The organism is Leifsonia sp. NPDC058248, from assembly GCF_042881905.1.
GTDB lineage: Bacteria > Actinomycetota > Actinomycetes > Actinomycetales > Microbacteriaceae > Leifsonia.
Map to the genome: position 1 here is coordinate 238,133 of NZ_JBHVXB010000006.1, position 17,149 is coordinate 255,281.

A 17,149-nucleotide genomic window follows, 5' to 3' on the forward strand; every position below is an offset into this window, starting at 1 on the left:
GTGCAGTCCCTGCTCTCCGATCCCTCCGTTGAGAACGCTCGGTGGGAATCCGGACAATCGGCGCGGGCTGTCGTGCTTGAGGCATCAGGCCTCACCAGGACGTTCGCCACCGGGTCACGTCTGAAGTCGGCCACCGTCTCAGCGGTCGACGGAGTCAGCCTGCAGCTTCACGCCGGCGAGGTGCTCGGCATCGTCGGCGAGTCCGGCTGCGGCAAATCGACCCTGGCCAGGATGCTCGTGGGGCTCGAGCGCCCCGACGCGGGCGCCCTCTCCTATCGCGGCCAAGACGTCACCCGCGGCCGGCTCCGCGATCGCAAGCATCTTCGCGAGGGGGTGCAGATGATCTTTCAGGATCCGTACGCTTCGCTCGACCCCCGGATGACCGTGCAGGACATCATCACGGAACCCATCGCAGCAGCCCACAGGATGGGCCGGGCCGCGCGACGCGATCGCGCCGCCGAACTCCTCGACCTCGTCGGACTCAACGCGGACATGCTGAGCCGCTTTCCGCACCAGTTCTCCGGCGGTCAGCGCCAGCGCATCGGCATCGCCCGATCGCTCGCCCTCGATCCGGACGTGCTCGTGTGCGATGAGCCCGTCTCGGCCCTGGACGTCTCGGTGCAGGCCCAGGTCATCAACCTCCTGGCCGACATCCAGCGCCGCCTCGGGGTCGCGATCGTCTTCATCGCCCACGACCTCTCCGTCGTACGCCACATCGCCGACCGCGTCGCGGTCATGTACCTCGGCCGCCTCGCCGAGCTCGGCGACACCGACACGCTCTACGACGACCCGTCGCACCCGTACACACAGGCTCTGCTCTCGGCCACGCCCACCGCGACCCGTGCCGACCGAGGCAGGCTCGCCCAGCGTCGCGTCCTCGGCGGCGAGCCCCCGTCGCCCGTCGACCCGCCCAGCGGCTGCCGCTTCAACCCTCGCTGCTGGATGGCGACGGACGAGTGCCGCACGGTCATCCCCGCGCTGCGCCTCCTCGAAGGTCCAGGGGCCGACGTCCGCGAGGTGGCCTGCCACCATGCCGAGGAGGCGGTGACGGTCGCGGGCTAGCTGTGCAGCCGGCGCGCCGACGGCCGATCCCGGGCAGCGGCCGAGTCGGACGTCACCGGCTCAGACCGCAGCCCAGGCGAACCCGTCGGGGTCCGTGAACGGCCCGGCCGCGCTGTCGATCACCAGGCGGTGCGATCCCGAGCCGTCGGCATCGACACCCGCGTCCTTGGCGAGAGCGCGGCGCGCGTAGAGCCCGAGACCGATCGGGCTCGACGGCGTCTCGAATTCGACGTATTTGCCGAAGCTCTTGCCGACGGGGAAGCCGTGGTCGACATAGAACCGCTTGCTCGCGGCCACATCGGAGGCGGCCAGCAGGATCACGACCTGATCGATCTCCCGAGTGGCCGGGCCCTTGTCCTTCTTCGCCGACGTCGCGACCTTCCAGATCGTGCCGTCCGGCGCCTGAACGACTCCGCCGTAGCCCCACAACGACTTCTCGACCGGCTTCAGGGCGGTCGCTCCGGCGGCCACGGCCGAATCGAACAGGCTACTGACCGTTGACGGCTGCGACACGATGAGCGAGACCGTGAACCCACGGAAACCGGAGGTCGGAGCCTCCGAGGCGCGCAGACGCACGCGGTCCCCCAATCCGAAAGCGGCGGCGTAGAAGCGCTCGGCGGCGGCGGGGTCGGCGACGTCGAGGGTGATGGATTCGATGGAAGTCATGACGATCACGCTAGTTGTCCCCCTGCTTCGTGCGCTTCTCGATTCCTGCTCGATGCCGTCACCGGGCCGACCCACCGGAGGCCTTCGGCGAAAGATGGGAGAATCCTCCTGTGAACGCGCGCCCCTCCCTCCTGATCCTGTCCTTCTCCCCGATCCGTTCCGACCCGCGGGTTCTGAAGCAGGTCCAGCTGTTCAGCCCGCTGTACGAGGTGACGACGTGCGGTTACGGCGAGGCCCCGGACGGCGTCGTCGAGCACATCGAGATCGCACCGGATGCCCGCGCCTGGGTCGACGACAAGGTCGCCATGGCCACCCGCCGGTTCCGGCACGCCTACTGGAACACCCAGGCGGTGCTCGACGCGAAACCCAAGCTGGCCGGCCGCTCGTTCGACGGCATCCTCGCCAACGACCTCAGCGCGGTGCCTCTCGCCCTGTCGCTCGAACCGACGCACGGCGTGCACGGCGACCTCCACGAGTTCGCCCCCAAGGAGAAGGACGACGACCTCAAGTGGCGTCTCGCCGTGGCGCCGTACATGCGCTGGCTGTGCCGCACGTACCTCAAGCAGCTCCGGTCGGTGACGACGGTCGCTCGCGGCATCGCCGACCGCTACGAAGCCGACTACGGAGTGAAGGTCGGGGTCGTCACCAATGCCGCACCGTACTCCGACCGCACTCCTCAGCCCGTGCACACGCCCATCCGCCTCATCCACTCGGCCGCCGGCCAGCGTTACCGCAAGCTCGAGAACTTCATCGAGTTGATGCGGGATGCCCCCGCGAACGTCACGCTCGACATGATCGTCATGCCCAACGAGCCCGACTATGTCGCAGAACTTCGGGAGCTCGGCGCCGACGTGCCCGGCCTCACCTTCCGCGACCCGGTGCCGTACGCCCGGCTCGTCGAGACGCTGTCCGAATACGACGTGTCGATGACGTTCCTCCCGCCGACCAACTTCAACCTCGCGCACGCCCTGCCCAACAAGTTCTTCGAAGCGGTGCAGGCCCGGCTCGGGCTCATCATCGGCCCGTCGCCTGAGATGGCCGCCATTCTGAACGAGTACGGCCTCGGTGAGGTCGTGCCCGACTTCTCGGTCGAGTCGCTGCGCCGGGTCATCGCCGCGTTGACGCCCGAGAAGGTCGCGGAATGGAAGCAGGCGGCGGATCGCGCCGCCAAAGACCTCTCGGCGGAGGTGCAGCAGGGTGAATGGGCGCGGGCGATCGCGGCACTGCTGACGACGCCGGCCGCGCGCGCGGCCTGAGTCAGACCCGGGTCAAACCAGCTGAGTCAGACCAGTGTCAGACCAGCGCTGACGCGACCATGAAGCGGGGCGGCCCCTCGACGCTCAGCCACGCGCCGAGATCCCGCGTCACCAGCGTCGCGGGGCGGCCGAACCGTCGCCGAGCGCGAGCGAAGCCGTCGAGGGCGGGTGCGTCCACGCCGAGGTCGGCGATCGCGTCGATCATCCGGCGGTCGGCGATGGGGAAAGGCCGCTCGAAGCCGGGGGCCACATCACGGAGGCGACCGAGGATCCCGGCGAGGTATTCGTGGTCCGCGGCGTCCCAGGTGCCCGCCTCGATCCGCGGGAGGACCGCGGCGAACACGTGCACCCGCACCATCTTGACCGCGAGCGCCCGGCGGGATGCGAGAGGGAGGGCGCCGAACCAGGGGTCGTCGAGCAGCTGGTCGACGAAGGCGAAGTCGACCTGCACCGCGCGCGGCGTCAGGCTCACGCGCGTGGCCGCATCCGCACCGACCACGTAATGCGGCGCGCCCTTCGCCGAGCGGATGGCGCCGCCGCCGAACCACAGCTTAGCGCTGAAGCTCTGGTCTTCACCGCTGCGCAGGCCCTCCGGGAACCGGAGGCCCAGTCGCGCGATGGCGGCCGTGCTGATCAGCCCGAGCGGGGCCGTGCGGTAGGCCAGCCTGTCTTTGACCGGGTCAAGGTCGCCGCGACGGAACGGCCTCGTCGGCGGGGTTCGCACGGTCGCCCCGCCGGCGTGCATCTCGGGCGCGATCACCGCATCCGCTCGCCCGTGATCCGCGTGAGATCGCCAGGCGGCGAGCGCGCCCGGCTCGAAGTAGTCGTCCGAGCCCATGATCGACACGTACGGCGCCGTGGCCGCGTCGATGCCGGCGTTGAACGGTCCCGCAGCACTCGCGATCCCGTCGCGCAGCTCGAGGAACCGCACGCGGGCGGCGAGGTCGTCCGGCACGACCGCGCGGATATCCCCCTCCGGCAGGTTGTGACAGACCACCGTGATCCGCAGCCCGCCGTCGTCGCGGAGATCGAGCCCGGACTCGGTCAGCGAGCGAACGGCGCGGGCTACAGGACGCGACGCGTCGTGCACCGCGATCACCGCATCGATGAGGGGCGTGCCGGCCACAGCGCGCGGCCTAGTCGATCATTCCGGCGAGCGCCGCCTGCCGAGCGAAGTCGGGCACGGCCTCCACGAGCTCGTCGAAGGTCCCGCTGGCCGCGACGCTGCCTTCGGACATGAAGTAGATCTGGTCCGCGTGCCGGATGGTCGACAGCCGGTGCGCCACCAGGATCACGGTCACCTTGCCATGGAGCTCCCGGATGGCCGTGGCCACCGCGGCCTCGGTGGACGTGTCGAGCGCACTGGTCGCCTCGTCCATCACCAGCACGAACGGGTCGACGTAGAGTGCGCGGGCGATCCCGAGCCGCTGACGCTGACCGCCCGACAGCGCGAGACCGCGCTCACCGATCGGACCGTCCAGCCCGCCGACGCGACTCTCGATGGTCTCCCACAGCTGCGCCTGCTCGAGGGCCTGCTTCGCCCGGTCGCGATCGACGTCCTGCGACCAGGTCAGCGCGACGTTCTGCCCCACGGTCGCGTCGAAGAGGGAGACATCCTGGGGGACATAGCCGACCCGCGAGTGCCAGGCCGACGAGATCTGCCGCAACGGGGTGTCGTCGATCGAGATTGTGCCGGAGGTCGGCTCGACGAGCCCCAGGATCAGGTCGACCAGGGTCGACTTGCCTGCTCCGGAGGAGCCTACGAACGCCACGGTCGAGCCGAACGGGATGTCGAGCGAGACCTCGCGCAGCGCGAGCGGGGCGTCGGGCGAGTAGCGGAAGCTGACGTTGTCCAGGGTCAGGCTCGACGGATGCTCCTCGAGGTGTCCGGTGTCGAGGCCGTGCTGTGCTTCGAGGCCCTGCTGCTCCATGATCCGGATGTCGTCGATGACGTTGCGCGCATGGGGCAGGTTGGAGGAGGTGGACGAGATGACGGCCTGGAATCGCGTGATCGACGGCGCCATCCGGAAACCGGCGAGGCTGAAGATCGAGACGGCGGTGACGGCCGCGGTCAGGCTGTTGCCTCCGACGAAGTAGCCGACCACGCCGACGAGGACGAAGCCGCCGATCAGCGCCGTCTCCAGGATGTATCGCGGCACCGTGTTGAGGAACTGGATGTTGGCACGGGCCCGCGAGGTCCTCACGCGGTTCGAGTGGACGACCGCGGCCACCTCCTGCGTCTTGTTGCGGAGGGTCACCTCTTTGAGCGCGCCGATCACCTCGGTGAGCAGCCGGGAGACCGTGTACGAGTAGTCGCGGTTGACGCGGCCGGCGATCTGCGACTGCCGCGAGATCCAGAAGTAGAGGACGGCGCCGACGATTCCGAGGTAGATCAGGGCCGTGAGGGCGATCGCAGGCTGCGAGATGAAGAGCACGATGAGCACGACGATGAAGGTCGCCGCCTCGCCGACGAGCGAAGCAGCGGGCAGCAGCAGCCCGGCGATCGTGTTGGCGATGCCCCAGTCCGCCAGCCGCACGACGTCGGCGGAGTTGCGCTTGAGGCGCTCGACCCAGGGCGCTGCCAGGTAGGCGGCCAGCAGACGGTCGCCGATCTCCAGTTCGTACGATGCGAAACGGCGGGTCGCGGAGAACTGCAGGAGCGAGGCCAGGACGCCTTTGAGGATGACGATGAAGCAGATGAGCACGAGCAGCCAGATCAGCCCGGTCGTGGAGACCGTTCCGATCACCGGAAGCGTCAGCGGCTGGTTGGAGATGAGGGGCGTGATGACGACCGCGAGCAGTCCGAGCGAGAAGGCGTCGAGTGCCGAGAGTAGACCGAGCAGCACCGCGTAGAGCTTGAGGTAGCGACGACCCGAGGCGGGAAGAAGAGGAAGGAGCTCGCGCAGTGTGCGCAGCAGCGCCTTCACCGGTCGCTCCGCGCGTACAGCGGTGCGCCACCGGCCGTCTGGGTCATCAAAGCTCGTCTCTGCACCTGAACAAACTACACACTTCGCCTGGACGACCGCCTGTGCGGCGCGAGGCCGGTGCTGTTCCCTACGCCGGGATCCGCGCCACCTCGCCCGCGTCGGCCATCTCGGACCCGGCATTCGCCCGCTGAGCCGCGGCGATCACTTTGACCATCGCGGCGTGCAGAGCGAGCAGTTCGGTCTCGTCCATCCCGAGTCGCGCCATCATCGTGGTGGGGATCGACTCGGCCTGGGCGCGCAACGCGCGTCCGGTGTCGGTGAGGGTGATGCGCAGGGCGCGCTCGTCGGAGGCGTCGCGCTCGCGCCGGACGTAGCCGATCGCCTCCAGCCTCTTGACGAGAGGCGAGGCGGTCGCCGATTCGAGCCCGAGCAGCTCGGCCAGGTCTTTGAGGGAGAGCGCCCGGTACTGCCAGAGCGCGAGCATCACGAGGTACTGCGGATGCGTGAGCTTCAGCGGCTCCAGCACCGGTCGATACGCGTTCACCACGGAGCGCGAGGCGAGCGACAGTGCGAAGCAGACCTGGCTCTCGAGTGCCAGCGGATCGTGGGTCTCCTGCGGCATCGGTCAGGCCGCCTTCACCGGGCAGTGCAGGCGGGTGGAGGTTCGGGAGTCGCCGTTGCGCTCGATCGTGTGCTGGCTCATCGGAGCACCGCAGAGCGGGCACGCGGCCTCGGCCGAGCGGATGTCGGGACCCTCCGGGTGACCCGCGCCGAGATCGGCCGGCCCGGTGAATGTGCGAACCACGTCGTTGGCCCTCTCGTAGAAGCGCCAGAATCGACCGGCCATGTCACACACCTTTCTTAATACACTAATTGTTAGTGTACTTATCAACCATCGAAAGGTGAAGTTCATTCCCGCAGCCGGGCATCCGGATGCTCGCGCGGATCAGACGCCGACGGTGAGCGCCGCCGTGTACCCGCTCGCCGCGGAGCCCGTCATCGTGGCCAGCTGGTGGATGCCCGAGTCGTCGCGGAAGACCATGTCCGACGAGAGCGAGGTGCGGCTCAGGTTGCTGACGCTCTGCTCGTAGCCCGCGGTGGCGTAGACGCTGTCGCAGGTCTCCTGGGGCAGGGCGATCTGCGACGTCTTGACGATCGGACCGGAGGCGACGGCCGTCGCGACGTCCGAATAGACCTCGAAGTGGATGTGCGGCCAGCGCCCCGAATAGCAGGCCGGGAAGATCGACCTGAAGGTCACGTTTCCGGATGCGTCCACCGGCTGGACGCCCCGCAGATAGTTCTCGTTCTGCACGCTCTGCCCGTAGAGGGAGTACTCGCCGCTGCGATCGCAATGCCACAGATAGACGGCCGCACCGACCAGCGCAGCGCCCGTCGCCGCGTCACGCACTCCGAGCCGGATGGTGAGCGGCACGCCCTCCGCCGTCGTGGTCGAGGACCCGAAGCTTGACCGGATGTCGCTCCGGACGATCCCCGAATCGTCGAGCACATCGATGCCGTTCGACCCGTCGCCCGGAAACGGTCCGGCCGTCTCATCCGGGACCTCGACGACGCCGGCGCCTCCAGTGGCCCGTGTGGTGGGCGTCCTCGCCGCATCCGGCGTGGTGCTCGTCACGGACGCGCTCGACCTCGGGTCGGCAGGAGAGCTGCAGGCGGCCAGCAGTGTCGCGGTCGCGATCCCGCCGAACAGGCCGAGCACGCGCCGCCGATCGATCAGGGTCCGGATGTCGTAGACGAGTCCACGATCCTCCTCGTCGAGGGGGCTTCCGTCGGGGGCCGTCCACCGCTCGTCGGTTCGCTTCTCAGGCATCGGAACCACTCCTTCGCTCGGGTGGTTCCAGCACAGCCGACGACCCTATGCGCCTTCCCAGAGCAGCCGATGAGGATCCTCTGCGTCAGCGATCAGCACTCCGGGAGTCGCCGAGCGGGCGAGGGCTATTCGACCTCGACGGTCCAGATCGGCGTGCCGTCGTCCGAGATCCGGCTCGTCTCGGTGTAGGTGGCCGATCGCCCCTCGTCGTCGGTCAGCTCGGCTTGCAGCGCGAACACGGTGACGTCCCACGTGCGGCCGTCGAACGGTCCGCCCTCGAGTAGCACGATCCTGGCTTCCATACCTGAACGGTACTCCGGCTACGGTTCTCTGGCCAGGCCGACCGCGGGCAGCAGCACTCCGTCGATCAACGCGACGAGGAACGCCCGGTCCACCGGCTTGCGGAGGATCAGCAAGCGGTAGGCCGCCATCGACGGCGTGATGTGCGACAGCGTCTCGATGTCGCTGTCGGCCGAGATCTCTCCGCGCTCGACGGCCCGGAGCATGAACGCCCGGTACACCGCAGCCCGAGGCTCGACGATCGCCGCGTTGACCGTCTCGGCGAGATCCGGATCCTTGGTCAGCATCGACATGAGCCCGGCCATGATCTGCAGTTTCTTCTCGCCCTCCTCGATGCTGTGCGGCTTGATCATCGTCAGCAGGTCGCCACGCAGGGTGCCGGTGTCGGGCAGCGAGTCCAGGTCGACGTCGTTGCGCTTCATGCAGGCGACGGCGTCGACGACGAGCTCGCCCTTCGAGGCCCAGCGCCGGTACACCGTCGCCTTGCCCGCTTTGGCGCGGGCGGCCACCATGTCGATGGTCATGCCGTCGTATCCGGTCTCGGCCAGCACGTCGAGGGCGGCGTCGAGAATCTCCTGGTCGCGCGTGTGGTCTCGCTTGCGCCCGAGCTTGCTGGGGGTCGCGGGCGAGTCGGTCGCGGTGTCGAGCAGCGTCATTGCGGCTTCTTTCGTAACTGTGGGGTCCATTCAGACCATTGTAAGGTTAATTTCAGAACTGAGTAGATCCGAAACTTGTGAGTTTCGTATATGCTGGAATCCATGTCGCAGACCACATCCACTTCTTCGGGCGCAGCCGGCGCTCCCAGCATCCCCGCAGCGCCACATCGCTGGTTGACGCTGGTCACCGTCGCCCTCGCACAGCTCATGGTCGTGCTCGACTCCACCGTCGTGAACATCGCGCTCCCCTCCGCCCAGGTCGACCTCGGCTTCTCCAACGGCGAGCGCCAGTGGATCGTCACCGCGTACTCCCTCGCCTTCGGAAGCCTGCTGCTGTTCGGCGGCCGCGTCTCCGACCTCATCGGGCGCAAACGCGCGTTCATCATCGGCCTCATCGGCTTCGCCGGCGCGTCCGCACTGGGCGGCGCGGCCACCACGTTCGGGATGCTCGTCGGGGCGCGTGCACTGCAGGGCGCGTTCGGCGCACTGCTCGCCCCCACCGCTCTGGCCGTGCTGACGACGACCTTCACCGTGCCGAAGGAACGCGCCCGCGCGTTCGGCATCTTCGGCGCGATCGCCGGAGCCGGCGGCGCGATCGGCCTGCTCCTCGGCGGGTTCCTCACCGAACAGTTCGACTGGCGCTGGAACCTCTACGTCAACGTCTTCATCGCCATCATCGCGATCGTCGGCGCGGCGTTCTTCGTCAGCTCCATCAAGCGGTCCGGCCCGCGGCCCAAGCTCGACGTCCCGGGGACGGTGCTCGTCTCCGGCGCACTCTTCACCCTCGTCTACGGCTTCTCCAACGCCGAGACCGACGGCTGGGACTCGCCGCTGTGCTGGGGGATGCTCACCGCATCCGGCATCCTGTTCATCGCATTCGTGCTCTGGCAGCGCCGGGCCGCGCATCCACTGCTGCCGCTCCCGATCGTGCTCGACCGCAACCGCGGCGCCTCGTACAGCTCGATCCTGATCGCCGGCGCCGGGATGTTCGGGATCTTCCTGTTCGTCACGTATTACCTTCAAACCACGCTGAAGTTCACGCCGATGCAGACCGGGCTGGCGTTCCTGCCGATGATCGTCATGCTGGTGACGGCCGCGCAGTTCTCGACGAACCTCTTCGTGCCGAAGTTCGGCCCCAAGGTCATGGTGCCGATCGGGATGAGCATCGCCGCGATCGGGATGGTCTACCTCACGCATCTCGGCGTCACCGCGAACTACGCGGCCGACGTCCTCCCGCCGCTGATGATCCTCGGCGTCGGAATGGGGTCGATCATGCCCGCGGCCATCCAGACCGCCACGCTCGGCGTCGACCGCCGGTTCGCCGGTGTCGCCTCGGCCATGGTGAACACGAGCCAGCAGGTGGGCGGCTCCATCGGAACCGCCTTGCTGAACACGCTGGCCGCCACCGCCGCGGCCGACTACCTCGCCTCGCACCTCCCGCCCACGGCAGCCGTCGCGGCCGAGGCCGCCGTGCACAGCTACGCGACCGCCTACTGGTGGGGCGCCTGCTTCTTCGCCTTCGGCGCCGTGCTCGCCGCGTTCCTGTACCGCCGCCGTGGGGACGGCCCAACGCTGGGCGAGCCGGTGGCGGCTTCGTCATCGCGCGGAACCGAGCCGGCCGGCGCGACCGAGCCGAGCGAGCCGGTGGTCGCGCACTAGGGCCGGTTGTCGCGCCCGGCCTCCGGCGACGCAACCTCGCTCCCCTAGAATCGCGATGTGGCCGAAAGAGCGAAGTCGGAGTCCGAGCACGCCCGCGAACGCGGCTGGTATGTGCTGGTGTACCGCATCCCCTCGGAACCGACCCGGCTGCGGGCGACCGCCTGGCGGCGCCTCAAGTCGCTGGGAGCCGTCTACCTCCAGAACTCGGTCGCCGCACTGCCGGTGAGCCCGACGGCGGAGCGGGCGCTGCGCAAGCTGCAGCACGACATCGTCGAGATGTCGGGGACGGCCATCCTCATGGAGTCCGCCGTGCTGGTCGGGGAGACGAACGTGCTGGCGATCTATCAGGCCGCCCGGAGCGACGAGTACGAGGAGATCGTCGACCGCAGCGTGGGCTTCCTCGCCGAGCTCCAGAAGGAGTACGAGAAGAAGCACTTCAGCTACGCCGAGCTCGAAGAGAACGAAGTCGACTACACCAAGCTGGTCAACTGGTTCGGCAAGGTGCGGGCACGCGACGAGTTCGATGCCCCCGGTCGCGTCGCGGCCGAAGAGGCGTTGAAGCGCTGCGAGGTCGCGCTCGAGGCCTACGCCGCCCGCGTCTACGCCGAGGAGCCCGAGGGCCACTGAGCGCTGGCACCGCGTTCAGCGGAGGGCGCGCTTGACCCCGTACGGGATGAGGGCGAGCACGAACAGCGGGACCACGACCCAGGCCAGGGGCGAGAACGAGACCGCGTAGGTGACGACGAAGGAGAGCGCGACACCGGCCGCGATCTGCCAGTCGTCCCCGACGATGAAGTCGTACCAGAACGCCCCGAACGAGGCGAGCCGGGAGCGCACAGAGCGTTTCGGTGCGACCGCGGCAGGCGCATCCGGAGCCGCACCGGAAGCTGCGGTCGGGGTTCCGGATGCGGCAGCCGACACGGTCGAGGCGGTCGCCTCGGTCGCGGCCGCGTGGTCGCCGCCCGTCGCGGGCACGAGCACGGTCTGCGGGCTCTGCGGCGCGGTCGTTCCGCGCTCCGACGCCTTCGAGAGCCGATAGGAGCGCATGCCCCAGGCGAGCGCCAGTGACACGATCGCGATCGCCGGGACGATCACCAGGAGGGCCAGATCGGCGCCCGGCCAGACCGCGCCGGCGCCCTCGGCGCCCCAGAAGACGCCGAATCCGGTCAGCATCACTCCGACGATGAACTTGAGGGTGTTCTCGGGAACCCGCGAGAGCGGCCCGCGCACGACCACTCCGAGAACCACCACGACGACCACAGCCGCTGCGGCAGCGATCGTCGCCAACGGGAGATTCTGCTGGTTGGCGCCGAACGTCAGCACGATGAACACGACTTCGAGACCTTCCAGCACGACACCCTTGAACGAAAGGGTGAACGCGTACCAGTCCTTCACGGCGCCTCGTCTGGTGCTCTCGGCCCGGCGGGCGGCGGCGACCTGTTTCTGGAAGATCAGCTCTTCATCGTGGAGGGCCTTGTAACCGCTGGCGCGGAGGACGGCCTTGCGGATCCACTGCAGACCGAAGACGAGGAGCACTCCGCCGACGACGAGCCGCAGGATGCCCAGCGGCAGGAGCGCGATCGCGGGACCCGCGATCGCGACGGCGACGACCAGGACGGCCACACCGGCGAGCACCCCGAACACGGCCGACCGCCAGTGGCGGGTGCTGCCCGCCGCGAGCACGATCGTCGTCGCTTCGACCGCTTCGACGAGACACGCCAGGAACACAGCGAAGAAGAGGGCTGCGTCATTCATTCGGATACTCCCGTGAGGTGAGGTTGATCGATGTTCGATCAAGAGTGTAACAGCTGTTAGTTTGCATCAGTAACGTTGTCAGCCGAATGCCATGCAGGCCGCCGGATCGATCCTGACCAGGCACTCCGCGCCGCGGGTCCACGCCCGCTCGTCGAAGACAGAGGTCAGCAGCCCCCGGTCGCACTCCACGACATGGTCGTAGCCACGCCCGCGGTAGGCGACGTCTACGATCCGTCCGGGCAGCGCCTGCCGGCTCCCGGCCGGCGACACGGAACCCGAGCCGAGCGGCAGGGGTTCCAGCCGTGTCGCCGTCGGGCGGATCAGGACCTCCACGTCATCCCCGACGCACACATCGGCCCCGGCGGCGCTGCGCAGCTCGGCTTCACCGACCCGCACGGTCGCTGACCCGGCGCCGACCGCGAGGACCACGCCTGCCAAGGATCCGGCGACACCAGTGAACCGCGCCACGAACGGAGACGCGGGACTCCGGTAGATCGACTCGGGCGTGCCCCGCTGCTCGATCGTGCCGTCCCGCAGGATCGCGACCTCGTCGGCGAGCGCGAACGCCTCACCCTGGTCGTGCGTGATGTACAACGCCGTCGCACCGGACTCGCGGGTGAGCGTCGAGATCTCCAGACGCAGATGCTCGCGCAGGTCGGCGTCGAGATTCGAGAGCGGTTCGTCGAACAGCACAAGGGCGGGCGACCCGACGATCGCGCGGGCGAGAGCGACACGCTGCTGCTGACCGCCCGAGAGCTCGTGCGGATAGCTCGCATGCTTGCTCGCGAGCCCGACCCGTTCCAGCGTCTCGGCGATGAGAGCGGCGGGGTCGCGAGGTCCGCCTCTCCGCTTCAGCGCATAGCCGACGTTCTGACGCACCGTCATATGGGGCCACAGCGCGTAGTCCTGGAACACCATCGCCAGTCCACGACGCTCGGACGGCACGTGAACACGTCGGTCGTCCACGATCCTCGGTCCGAGGGCGATGCTGCCGGCATCCAATCGCTCGATGCCCGCGATCGCTCGCAGGAGGGTTGTCTTTCCCGACCCGGACGGTCCGAGCAGCACCGTGAACGAACCGGCCCGGATGTCGAGGTCGACGCCCTTCAGCGCCTCGACGGCTCCATAGCGCTTGGCCGCACCCCGGATCTCGACCCGATGACCTCGCGGCACCGTCCCCGCGCGTGCGGCTTCGGTGGCGATCTCTTCGTCGGCGCTCATCGCGCTCCTCCCAGCCGACGCCAGCCCGCCGGCGTGACGAGGCGGAAGAGCAGATATCCGACCCCGACCACCAGAAGGGCCGACAGGATCGCGAGGACCTCCATCGCCGTGCCTCCGCCGAAGTCGTACTTGCCCAGTGTCGTGGTGATGCCCACCGAGATCGGCTGGGATCCGGGCGGCGACAGGAGTTGCGACACCGGCAGTTCGAGGAGGGTCGCCGTGTAGGTGAGCAGCCAGGCGCTCAGTAGTGGACGAGCCACGACCGGGACGACGATCGAGAACCACGACCGGATGGCCCCCCGGCCGTGCACACGGGATGCGCTGAGCATCGAATCCTGAAGCTGGCTCATGCTGCCCGTCAGCACCCGCGACGTCGAGGGAAGTGCGGTGGCCAGGTAGGCGAGGAGCAGCAGACCGGTCGTGCCGTACAGGTGGATGCCGACAGCGTTCGTCACCGGCAGGTTGTAGGCGAAGATGTAGCCGGCCGCGAACACGATGCCGGGAAGCGCCACGGCCGCCAGCAGCACGAGGTCGAGCATCCTGCCGCCGAACGTCCCGCCCTTGTTCGCGAGGAGTCGCGCGCACACCACGGCCAGGACGATCGTGATCGTCGCCGTGATCGCCGCCAGCTCGGACGAGTAGGCGAGCGGGCCGCTCAGTCCGGGGCTGCCGATCACACGCCCGTAGTTGGCCAGCGACCACTGATGCGTGCCGGCCAGCGAGCCGAGTCCGTCGATGAGCGACGCCGAGACGGCTCCGAACATCGGGACACCGAGGGCGACAACCAGCAGCATCACGAGCGCGCTCGAGACGAGCACCTGGGCGCGCAGTGAGAGACGCCGTCGAACGGCCGGCCGGGTGCGGCCGCCGAGCACCCGGTAGCTGCGGCCACGCAGTGCCCGGCTCTGCGCGAGCAAGGCGAGCACGACCAGCAGCAGCAAGACCCAACTCACCGCCGCGGCGACGGGGAATTGAACGGGGAAAGCCTGCACGGCGTTGTAGAGCGTGAACGTCGCGACGGTGAAGTGCGAGTCGTTGGCGAGGGTGGAGGCGACACCGAAGTCTCCGACGGACTCTGCGAAGACGATGGCGAGGGCGGCCCAGATGGCCGGACCGAGAAGAGAGACCACGACGAGGATCGCCGACAGCGGACCGCCCCCGTGCACCCGCACCGCATCCTCGAATTCGTGCCCCAGCCCGCGGAGCGCGTTCGAGATCGCGAGATAGGCGAACGGGATGCCCTTGACGGTGAGCACGAGCACGATGCCGACCGGCCCGTAGAAGACGGAGCGAGCCGCGTCCGGATGGAGCCCCAGGCTCTCCAGCACCCCGTTCGGCTCCAGCAGGCGCTCCCAGCCGAGGGCGATGAGATACGACGGGGTCAGCAGCAGGGCGAAGACCGCGCCCGTCCAGAGGCGGCGCCCCCAGACATCCGTTCTCTGCACCGCCCAGGCGAGGCCGAACGCGACGGCGGCGGACAGCACCGCGGTGACCACGCCGACCATCAGCGAGTTCAGGAAGCCGACGAGCAGGTGGCCGTTGAGCGCCGTGGCGAACGCGGAGAGCGTGAACCACTGCGGGCCCTGATCGAGCAGGGCGGGAGAGAACGCGACCGCCAGGAACAGCAGGATCGGGAGGACGAGGATGGCGATGATCAGCAGCCAGAAGGCGGTCAGGGGGTTGAAGCGCAGGCGGATCCGGGGCCGGCCGGAGCCCCCCGCGACGATGGTGTCGTCGCGGAGGGCCGGATGCCCGGCCTGAACGCCGGGGAGAGCGAGATCGTTGGACATGAAGGCTGACGGACTACTTGATGTTCGAGTCGAACCAGGTGACGACCTCAGGCTGCTTCGGGCCCCAGAAGGCCGGGTCGATGCGCTGGTACGCGGCGGGGAACGACGGAAGCTGCTTCAGCGACGGCGCGTTGTTGACGACCGGCCAGAACAGGGAGTCGCCGCTCGGTGCGCCCGTGAGCATCACCGCCTGCCCCGTGGGCGACAGTGCGAAGTCGATGAACTTCTTCGCTTCCGCCTGCTGGACCGGGCTGGCACCCTTGTCGATGCCGATGACGCCGGGCAGCAGCGTGGATTTCGGCAAGTAGGCGACCGTGGGCCGGAACTTCGCGGTCGGCTTGGTCTTCACGACCTCGCCGGTCGCCGCCGAGCTCTGGATGAGGCCGTAGTCGATCTGACCGGTCTCGAGCGCGTGGAGCGTATCGCCGTTGGTCGGGAACACCTTCAGTCCGTTGCTCTTGAGCTTGGTGAAGTAGTCCTCCCCCGCCGCGACGCCATCGCTCTGACCGCCGAGCTGGTTCATCACACCGGCGATGAACGGATAGGTGGGCCCGGATTGCGACGGGTCGTTCATCCCCACCTTGCCGCTGTAGGCCGAGCCGAGCAGGTCCTGATAGCTCGCCGGCACGGTGGTCGTGCGCGCCGCGTTGTAAATCAGAGCCGCCATGACCGTCGTGCCGGTGGGGGTGTACGAGTTGTCGCTCGGCAGGATCGACGTGCCGACGGAATTCCAGTCGGCGTGGGCCTTGTAGGGCAGGAGGGCGCCCTGCTTGTCGAGTGCCGCGAAGGCGGTGTCGCCGTCGACCCACAGCATCGACCACTGCGGATTGTTCTTCTCGGCCGCGATCTTTGTCAGGAGCGGGCCGGTGCTGTCGTCGACGACCTTGACGGGGATGCCGGTGGCGGCGGTGAACGCCTTCGCGGTCACCGCGTCGTACCCCTCTGCCGCGTAGAGCACCAGCGGTTCGACGGCCGCGCCGCTCGTGGACGACGCAGAGGCGGATGTAGAGCAGCCGGCCAGGGCGGCGGCCGACACTGCGATCAAACCGAGTGCTGCCAATCGCTTGACGACATTCATGGAGTCTCCTTGGGGTGTGTCGTTTCGTCGAGATGCTAACGGTCGTTACAAACCATACGAAACGACATCGCGCTCGGCGTGACGGGAAGGTGACCATTCGATTAACGCGCGGTCCATTTCCCCGACGCTTCGCGCTGTTATGATCGCGCCGGAATCGGCAGGAGGCGGTGCGCGATGCACACGATCGAAATCGACGGAATGCCCGCCGACCTGGGACTTCTGGAGGAGCGTCTCACCGCAGAGGTCGGCCAGGTCACGACGTTTCTCGCCAGCGACGGCCGCGTTCGCGGACTGGACCTGCACCTGACGAGGCTGGCGCGGGCATCCCGCGACCCGCTCGGACCGGGCGTCGACCCCGACATGATCGAGCAGGCGGTGCGTGCTTTCGTCCGAAGCCGCGGCGGCACCCTGCTGGTGCGGGTCGAGCTCTTCCACGTCTCCGGCGACGCCGCCGAACGCGTGCTCGTCATGGGACGGGAGGCGCCGCCCGTCACGGACCGGCCCCTCCGGCTGCGGGCAGTGCCGTCGACCGGCCCCGCGCTCGGCTTCGACCGGCGCCACGCGCTCGCCGCCGGCTACGACGACGTGCTCCTGCACGACCCCGGCGGAACGGTGAGCGAATGCCCGTCCGGAGCAATCGGGTTCCTTGCGCGCGGCCGGGTGATCTGGCCGCAGACGCGCGCACCCGGCGTCGAACGTCAGCTGTTGCACGATCAGCTGCGCGCCGACGGAACCCCGTCCGCTGTGCTGCCCGTTCGCCCCGACGACCTCCGGCTCTTCGACGCAGGCTTCCTCGTCGGAAACCACGGGGTGAGCCTGGTCGAGGCCGTCGACGACCTCACGCTCACGGATGACGAGACCAGCCTCACCGCCGTGCGCGACGCGTTCGCGCGCATCCCGTGGCAGGACGCCTAGGCGTCAGGCCAGTCAGGGAACCGGGGGCTCGCGCCG

The 17,149-nt window shown here is 68.7% G+C and carries 17 protein-coding genes; 5 read left to right on the forward strand and 12 right to left on the reverse strand.

All coding sequences use genetic code 11. From position 1 onward, the window contains the following. Entirely contained in the window at positions 1-1,062 is a 1,062-nt protein-coding gene (locus ACFVV5_RS11970) for an ABC transporter ATP-binding protein (RefSeq protein ID WP_387244158.1), read from the forward strand. 60 nt (positions 1,063-1,122) lie between these two features. Here the strand turns inward: ACFVV5_RS11970 and ACFVV5_RS11975 are convergent, their stop codons facing one another. Beyond that, positions 1,123-1,728, reverse strand: coding sequence for a glyoxalase (locus ACFVV5_RS11975; protein ID WP_387243875.1), 606 nt, complete (start codon positions 1,726-1,728; stop codon positions 1,123-1,125). Between the two features lie 110 nt (positions 1,729-1,838). On the opposite strand from ACFVV5_RS11975, the gene ACFVV5_RS11980 reads away from it, so the two are divergent. Further along, positions 1,839-2,984 carry a glycosyltransferase family 1 protein gene (locus tag ACFVV5_RS11980; RefSeq protein ID WP_387243878.1) on the forward strand — a complete coding sequence of 382 codons (1,146 nt, stop codon included), beginning with the start codon at positions 1,839-1,841 and terminating at the stop codon, positions 2,982-2,984. 37 nt (positions 2,985-3,021) lie between these two features. On the opposite strand, the gene ACFVV5_RS11985 is transcribed toward ACFVV5_RS11980, so the two are convergent. The 7 genes from ACFVV5_RS11985 to ACFVV5_RS12015 form a co-directional block, all read right to left on the reverse strand. Continuing rightward, positions 3,022-4,110, reverse strand: a complete 1,089-nt coding sequence (locus tag ACFVV5_RS11985) for a glycosyltransferase (protein ID WP_387243881.1) — start codon at positions 4,108-4,110, stop codon at positions 3,022-3,024. A gap of 10 nt (positions 4,111-4,120) precedes the next feature. Then, entirely contained in the window at positions 4,121-5,911 is a 1,791-nt protein-coding gene (locus ACFVV5_RS11990) for an ABC transporter ATP-binding protein (RefSeq protein ID WP_387243884.1), read from the reverse strand. Between the two features lie 127 nt (positions 5,912-6,038). Further along, positions 6,039-6,533 (reverse strand): MarR family winged helix-turn-helix transcriptional regulator, encoded by a 495-nt coding sequence (locus ACFVV5_RS11995; protein WP_387243887.1) that lies wholly within the window; start codon positions 6,531-6,533, stop codon positions 6,039-6,041. A 3-nt stretch (positions 6,534-6,536) separates the two neighbouring features. Then, positions 6,537-6,758 carry a hypothetical protein gene (locus ACFVV5_RS12000; protein WP_387243890.1) on the reverse strand — a complete coding sequence of 74 codons (222 nt, stop codon included), beginning with the start codon at positions 6,756-6,758 and terminating at the stop codon, positions 6,537-6,539. A gap of 99 nt (positions 6,759-6,857) precedes the next feature. Then, a complete protein-coding gene (locus tag ACFVV5_RS12005; RefSeq protein ID WP_387243893.1) occupies positions 6,858-7,739 on the reverse strand; it encodes an intradiol ring-cleavage dioxygenase in 882 nt (293 codons plus the stop codon). Positions 7,740-7,864: 125 nt separating this feature from the next. Beyond that, complete coding sequence (locus tag ACFVV5_RS12010; protein ID WP_387243896.1) at positions 7,865-8,041, reverse strand: hypothetical protein; 177 nt, start codon at positions 8,039-8,041, stop codon at positions 7,865-7,867. Positions 8,042-8,059: 18 nt separating this feature from the next. Beyond that, positions 8,060-8,725, reverse strand: a complete 666-nt coding sequence (locus ACFVV5_RS12015; RefSeq protein ID WP_387243898.1) for a TetR/AcrR family transcriptional regulator — start codon at positions 8,723-8,725, stop codon at positions 8,060-8,062. A gap of 72 nt (positions 8,726-8,797) precedes the next feature. Here ACFVV5_RS12015 and ACFVV5_RS12020 point away from each other — a divergent pair, with 72 nt between their 5' ends. After that, positions 8,798-10,354, forward strand: coding sequence for an MFS transporter (locus ACFVV5_RS12020; protein ID WP_387243902.1), 1,557 nt, complete (start codon positions 8,798-8,800; stop codon positions 10,352-10,354). A gap of 57 nt (positions 10,355-10,411) precedes the next feature. After that, positions 10,412-10,981: a Chromate resistance protein ChrB gene (locus tag ACFVV5_RS12025; protein WP_387243906.1), complete on the forward strand. Its 570-nt coding sequence runs from the start codon at positions 10,412-10,414 to the stop codon at positions 10,979-10,981. Between the two features lie 15 nt (positions 10,982-10,996). Here the strand turns inward: ACFVV5_RS12025 and ACFVV5_RS12030 are convergent, their stop codons facing one another. The 4 genes from ACFVV5_RS12030 to ACFVV5_RS12045 form a co-directional block, all read right to left on the reverse strand. Next, positions 10,997-12,109, reverse strand: coding sequence for a COG4280 domain-containing protein (locus ACFVV5_RS12030; protein WP_387243909.1), 1,113 nt, complete (start codon positions 12,107-12,109; stop codon positions 10,997-10,999). 78 nt (positions 12,110-12,187) lie between these two features. Beyond that, entirely contained in the window at positions 12,188-13,330 is a 1,143-nt protein-coding gene (locus tag ACFVV5_RS12035) for an ABC transporter ATP-binding protein (protein WP_387243912.1), read from the reverse strand. Then, positions 13,327-15,120 (reverse strand): ABC transporter permease, encoded by a 1,794-nt coding sequence (locus ACFVV5_RS12040; RefSeq protein ID WP_387243915.1) that lies wholly within the window; start codon positions 15,118-15,120, stop codon positions 13,327-13,329. The genes ACFVV5_RS12035 and ACFVV5_RS12040 overlap by 4 nt, the downstream gene beginning before the upstream one ends. Positions 15,121-15,133: 13 nt before the next feature. Next, positions 15,134-16,198, reverse strand: a complete 1,065-nt coding sequence (locus ACFVV5_RS12045; protein WP_387243918.1) for an ABC transporter substrate-binding protein — start codon at positions 16,196-16,198, stop codon at positions 15,134-15,136. Positions 16,199-16,372: 174 nt separating this feature from the next. Between ACFVV5_RS12045 and ACFVV5_RS12050 the strand changes: the two genes are divergently transcribed. Next, on the forward strand, positions 16,373-17,113 hold the full coding sequence (locus tag ACFVV5_RS12050) for an aminotransferase class IV (protein ID WP_387243921.1): 741 nt from the start codon (positions 16,373-16,375) through the stop codon (positions 17,111-17,113). Positions 17,114-17,149 lie beyond the last annotated feature (36 nt).

Bases quoted from the DNA above. Each gene is read 5' to 3' on its own strand.
- ACFVV5_RS11975 (WP_387243875.1), bottom strand. From the start codon at position 1,728: ATGACTTCCATCGAATCCATCACCCTCGACGTCGCCGACCCCGCCGCC.
- ACFVV5_RS11995 (WP_387243887.1), bottom strand. From the start codon at position 6,533: ATGCCGCAGGAGACCCACGATCCGCTGGCACTCGAGAGCCAGGTCTGC.
- ACFVV5_RS12000 (WP_387243890.1), bottom strand. From the start codon at position 6,758: ATGGCCGGTCGATTCTGGCGCTTCTACGAGAGGGCCAACGACGTGGTT.
- ACFVV5_RS12005 (WP_387243893.1), bottom strand. From the start codon at position 7,739: ATGCCTGAGAAGCGAACCGACGAGCGGTGGACGGCCCCCGACGGAAGC.
- ACFVV5_RS12010 (WP_387243896.1), bottom strand. From the start codon at position 8,041: ATGGAAGCCAGGATCGTGCTACTCGAGGGCGGACCGTTCGACGGCCGC.
- ACFVV5_RS12015 (WP_387243898.1), bottom strand. From the start codon at position 8,725: ATGGACCCCACAGTTACGAAAGAAGCCGCAATGACGCTGCTCGACACC.
- ACFVV5_RS12020 (WP_387243902.1), top strand. From the start codon at position 8,798: ATGTCGCAGACCACATCCACTTCTTCGGGCGCAGCCGGCGCTCCCAGC.
- ACFVV5_RS12030 (WP_387243909.1), bottom strand. From the start codon at position 12,109: ATGAATGACGCAGCCCTCTTCTTCGCTGTGTTCCTGGCGTGTCTCGTC.
- ACFVV5_RS12035 (WP_387243912.1), bottom strand. From the start codon at position 13,330: ATGAGCGCCGACGAAGAGATCGCCACCGAAGCCGCACGCGCGGGGACG.
- ACFVV5_RS12040 (WP_387243915.1), bottom strand. From the start codon at position 15,120: ATGTCCAACGATCTCGCTCTCCCCGGCGTTCAGGCCGGGCATCCGGCC.
- ACFVV5_RS12045 (WP_387243918.1), bottom strand. From the start codon at position 16,198: ATGAATGTCGTCAAGCGATTGGCAGCACTCGGTTTGATCGCAGTGTCG.
- ACFVV5_RS12050 (WP_387243921.1), top strand. From the start codon at position 16,373: ATGCACACGATCGAAATCGACGGAATGCCCGCCGACCTGGGACTTCTG.